Genomic DNA, 4,869 nt, shown 5'->3' on the forward strand with positions numbered 1-4,869 from the left:
CATTTCCGATATTTATTTTCATAAGGGAGAAATGCTTATCCGAAGCGGATATAAAGATAAAGCTATTGCCTATTACAAAAAAGCATCAGATTTTAATAAATGGGAAAGGGAATACAAAAAAAGATACATAGAAATCCTTCTTGATTTAGGAAGAAAAGATGAAGCAGAAGAAATTGCAAAGAAAGCCCTTAAATTTGCATCTGATGAGCCAAAGATATGGTTTTTATTGGCAAGGCTGAATGAGGAAAAAGATAGCAATAAGGCTATTTTTTATTACAAAAAGGTTCTTGAAATTTCTCCCTATTGGGCAGATCCATACAACAACCTTGCCATTATTTATGTTTCATCCAAAAATTATGAAATGGCAGAAAGATATTTCCTTTGTGCAAAAAATCTTAATCCCGATTACAGAGAAAACCTTAAAAACCTCTACAAAGAACTGACTGGAGTCTATCTTAAGGAAAATAGGCTAAAGGAGGCAAAAAACGAGGCTTTAAAGGTTCTTAAGATAGATAAAAAGGATTCTTATGCAAGGGATGTCTTGAGGTTTTTGCAAAATTTTGACAAATTAAAGAAAAAAGGGTATAATTATTAGGAAAGATGGAGAAGTTAAAATTGGGAATACCAAAGGGAAGCCTTCAGGAATTGACCATAAGAATTTTAGATAGGGCAGGGTATAAGATATTTATCTCTTCTAATTCTCGCTTATATTCTCCTGATATAGATGACCCTGAAATTAGTGTTAGGCTCTTAAAGCCTCAAGATATGCCAAGGTTTATCGCAGAGGAAAGCCTTGATGCAGCTATTACAGGTAAGGATTGGCTAGAAGAATATAGATTAGCAAATTATGAAAAGGCCAAAAAGATATATGAAGTCTGTGAATTAAATTATGCAAAACAGGGTTTTACCATGGTTAAATGGGTCTTGGCAGTAGCAGAAGAATCGCAGATTAAAAGGGTTGAGGATTTAGAAGGAAAAAGGGTGGCTACAGAGCTAGAAAATATTACAAAGAATTACTTTGCAAATAAAGGGGTGAATGTAGAGGTTGAGTTTTCTTGGGGTGCTACTGAGGTTAAGGTGCCTGAGTTTGTTGATGCGATTGTAGAATTAACCGAAACAGGTGCTTCATTAAAGGCGAATGGCTTAAGAATTATTGATACTGTGTTGGAATCTACAACTGTATTCATCACAAACAAAGATGCATATAGAAATAAATGGAAGCATAAAAAGATGGAGGATATAATAATGTTAATGAAGGGTGTAATTGAAGCCGAGGGAAAGGTTTTAATCAAGGCAAGATACCCAAGGGATAAATATGAAAAAAGCTTGAACATCCTTAAGAAAGAAGCAATCACTACACCCTCCTTTTCTTTGGGAGAGAATTATGTAATAATTGAGGGAATTATCAAGGAAAGGAATTTGCGTCTTTTGATTCCCAAGCTTAAAGAAAAAGGGAGTGATCTCATTGAGGTCTTTCCCATCTCAAAGATTATATGGTAATTTGCTGGCGTAGCTCAGTTGGTTTAGAGTGTCTGACTGTGGATCAGAAGGTCATGGGTTCGAGTCCCATCGCCAGTAGAGAGGAAAATTGCAAATTGTAGATTGCAAATTGTAAAATGAAAGAGAAATAAAGAAAGGAGAAAGGGACTCGAAGCCCGAACGAAGTGAGGGCCAGGAACGAGAGATTTTGTTAGGCGAAAAAGGACGAGAAGGACTTTTGAGCCTTAGAAAATCCGAAGTTCGAGTCCCATCGCCAGTAGAGAGAAAGATAAATGATTAATCCAGAAATTCCTAAAGGATTTAAAGACTACTTGCCAAAAGAAATGATTGCCAGGCAACATCTCATTTCTATAATCCAAAGGGTCTTCGAAAGATATGGCTTTCTTCCTTTGGATACACCCTCACAGGAATATGCCCTAACATTGCTGGGAAAGGGCTCCCCCGAGATGGATAAGCAAATTTACCGCCTTAGGAGCCCTGAGGGAAAGGATGTAGGCCTTCGTTTTGATTTAACCGTTCCCTTGGCAAGGGTAGTAGCTCAATATCCAAACCTTCCAAAGCCATTTCGTAGATACCAGATAGGTCATGTCTTTAGGGCTGAGAAACCCGACCCTGGAAGGTTTAGGGAGTTTATCCAGGCTGATATTGATATTGTAGGCTCAAGCCTTATTGCCTCTGATGCTGAAATCATTTGTATTATGTATGATACATTAAAGGCATTGGGAATTTCTAGATTTAAGATAAGGATAAACAATAGGAAGGTATTGAATAGCCTGGCTGATTTTGTTAAAATTCCAGAGGATAAAAAAATAGCTGTTTTCCGGGTAATCGATAAATTGGAAAAGCAGGGTATTGATGCTATCAAGGAGGAATTGACAAATGGAAGGATAGATGAATCAGGAGATAAAATTGCTGGTCTTGGCCTTTCTCTTAATAAAGTAGAGAGGATAATAGAATTTCTTTCACAAGAAAGGGGTAATAAAAGAGAATTAATTAGCTCACTTAAGGCATTCTTTTCTGATTTCCCTCAAGCATTATTAGGAATAAATGAGCTTGAGGAATTATGTGGTTATTTAGAGGCGATGGAGATTTCAGAAGAAAGCGTGGTTATAGATATAAGCATTGCCCGTGGTCTGGATTATTATACTGGGACTGTATTTGAGGCAATTTTGCAAGATGCGCAGGAATTTGGTGCGGTTTTTGCCGGTGGAAGATATGATGAATTGATCAAGAGGTTTTCGGGTGTTGAATTACCAGGAACCGGTGCTTCACTTGGAGTAAGTAGGATCTTGGATGCCCTAGTTAAGCTAAATATTTTAAAAACCCCAACCTCAACCACACAGGTGCTTGTAACTGTAATGGAGGAAGATAAAATTTCACAATACAAGAAGATTGCCAGAGAACTCAGGCTTTCTGGAGTTAATACAGAGCTCTATCTTGGCAATAAAGGTTTATCTTTCCAACTTCAATATGCCAACGCTCAAGAGATTCCCATTGCAATAATAATTGGCTCTGATGAGTTCTTAAATGATTGTGTCTGTGTAAAGGATTTAAGGAAGCAATTAAGGGAGAGATCCCTTGTTTCAGGTCATAAGGAATGGGTAGAGGCTGGGAAAAAGGCCCAGATAACGATAAGCCGCAAGGATTTGGTAGAGACAGTCAAAAAAATGCTGTGAGGGATGTGTTAAGGAGGTTTTATCTTAAAGAAAGTCCTTCTGAATCAAAGTTAACCCTTACTTTTCAAGGATATTGAAGCTGAGAGAGATTTGCCAATTTTTGGATGATGAATTGAAAATAAAGGATATTTCTGATTCCTCCTTAAATGGCTTGCAGGTTGAGGGAGGGGAGGAGATAGAAAAGATTGCCTTTGCGGTAGATGGCTCACAAGAAACATTTATTAAGGCAAAAAATAGCTCTTGCAATCTTGTGGTTGTCCATCATGGCCTATTTTGGGGAATACAAGAGCCAATTACAGGGATTCTTTATAAGAGAATAAAGGTCTTGATAGAAAATGGGATATCCCTCTATGCCGTCCACCTTCCTTTAGACTTACATCCAAGATTTGGAAACAATATCTCCCTGATAAACCTATTTAGCACCTCTTATATAGAGCCATTTGGAAAATATCAAGGTTCTGAGATAGGCTTTTTAGGAAGGCTAAGGGAGGCTATAAATAGGGAGGAGATAGTAAAAATCCTTGATGGTAGGCTAAATACATCCTCTAAAATATTACCCTGCGGAAAGGAAAAAATAGAAATAATTGCGGTTATTTCTGGTGGTGGATGCGATTGTATAAATGAGGCAATTAAAAAGAAAGTTGACCTTTTTATCACCGGAGAGCCCAAGCTATTTTCCTTTTCCCTGGCAAAAGAGGGTGGGATAAATATAATATTCTCTGGACACTATGCCACCGAAACCTTAGGAATTAAGGCTTTAATGCAAGAAATAGAGAAAAAATTTGCCATTTCCTGCATATTCATTGATACACCTTGCTGGCTATGAAAAGAAAGTCAGGAGTCAAGAGTCTGGAGTCAGGAGTCAGAAGGATTGTGGTAAAGATTGGAACATCCCTATTCCAGGAAGGCTCTGTTTTCACTCCAAAATACATCGCCTCCATTGTAGACGATATTGTAGAGATAAGAAAAAAGGGGATTGAGGTTATAATTGTTTCATCGGGTGCGATTGGTTGTGGAATGAGGGCTTTTGGAATAGCTGAATATCCAAAGGTAATTCAGGAAAGGCAGGCTTTGGCCTCTATTGGTCAGCCCTTGCTTATGGAGCTTTACAAAAGCCTATTTGGAAAATATAACATTGTAATCTCCCAGATACTCCTTACCCACAATGAATTATTCACAAAGAAATCCTCCCTTAATATCTTAAACACATTCTTCCTATTATTTAAACTTGGCGTTATTCCTATTGTTAATGAGAACGATAGCGTTGCAACAGAGGAGCTTAAAATAGGGGATAATGACACCCTCTCCTCCCATCTTGCCCTTCTTCTTAATGCCTCTTGTTTAATTATCTTGACAGATGAAGATGGTGTTTATAAACTTAATAATAGTGAATTTGAAAAGATAATCCCGGTAATCTCTGAGATAACCGATGAGATTAGAGGGTTTGTCAAGGAAAAAAAGGGTAAAAACACAATCGGTGGAATGAAGACAAAGCTTAAAGCGGCAGAGATGTGCATAGAATCTGGAATTCCAGCAATTATTGCCTCGGGAAAGAAAGAGAAAACTTTAAAGAGAATTCTAGCGGGAAAAAGGGAGGGGACACTATTTTTACCTATAGTATCTTCCATTACTTAGTGCAAAAATAGTATTTAAGAAATTTTGAATTCTAAATTTTGAATTTTGAATTGAAAAT

The 4,869-nt window shown here is 37.4% G+C and carries 5 protein-coding genes and 1 tRNA gene; all 6 read left to right on the forward strand.

The annotated features are described in order from the left end of the window. Positions 1-595, forward strand: a 595-nt coding sequence (locus AB1397_05280; GenBank protein MEW6482397.1) for a tetratricopeptide repeat protein, incomplete at its 5' end; no start/stop codon positions are given. A gap of 5 nt (positions 596-600) precedes the next feature. Continuing rightward, entirely contained in the window at positions 601-1,500 is a 900-nt protein-coding gene (hisG, locus tag AB1397_05285) for an ATP phosphoribosyltransferase (protein MEW6482398.1), read from the forward strand. A 3-nt stretch (positions 1,501-1,503) separates the two neighbouring features. Beyond that, positions 1,504-1,578 (forward strand) — tRNA-His (locus AB1397_05290). Between the two features lie 194 nt (positions 1,579-1,772). Further along, a complete protein-coding gene (gene hisS / locus AB1397_05295) occupies positions 1,773-3,176 on the forward strand; it encodes a histidine--tRNA ligase (protein MEW6482399.1) in 1,404 nt (467 codons plus the stop codon). Positions 3,177-3,249: 73 nt separating this feature from the next. Then, entirely contained in the window at positions 3,250-4,002 is a 753-nt protein-coding gene (locus AB1397_05300) for a Nif3-like dinuclear metal center hexameric protein (GenBank protein ID MEW6482400.1), read from the forward strand. Next, positions 3,999-4,811, forward strand: coding sequence for a glutamate 5-kinase (proB, locus tag AB1397_05305; protein ID MEW6482401.1), 813 nt, complete (start codon positions 3,999-4,001; stop codon positions 4,809-4,811). Before AB1397_05300 ends, proB begins: the two co-directional genes overlap by 4 nt. Positions 4,812-4,869: the final 58 nt, after the last annotated feature.

Source organism: bacterium, assembly GCA_040756715.1.
In the GTDB taxonomy this organism is placed as follows: Bacteria; UBA9089; UBA9088; order UBA9088; family UBA9088; genus JBFLYE01.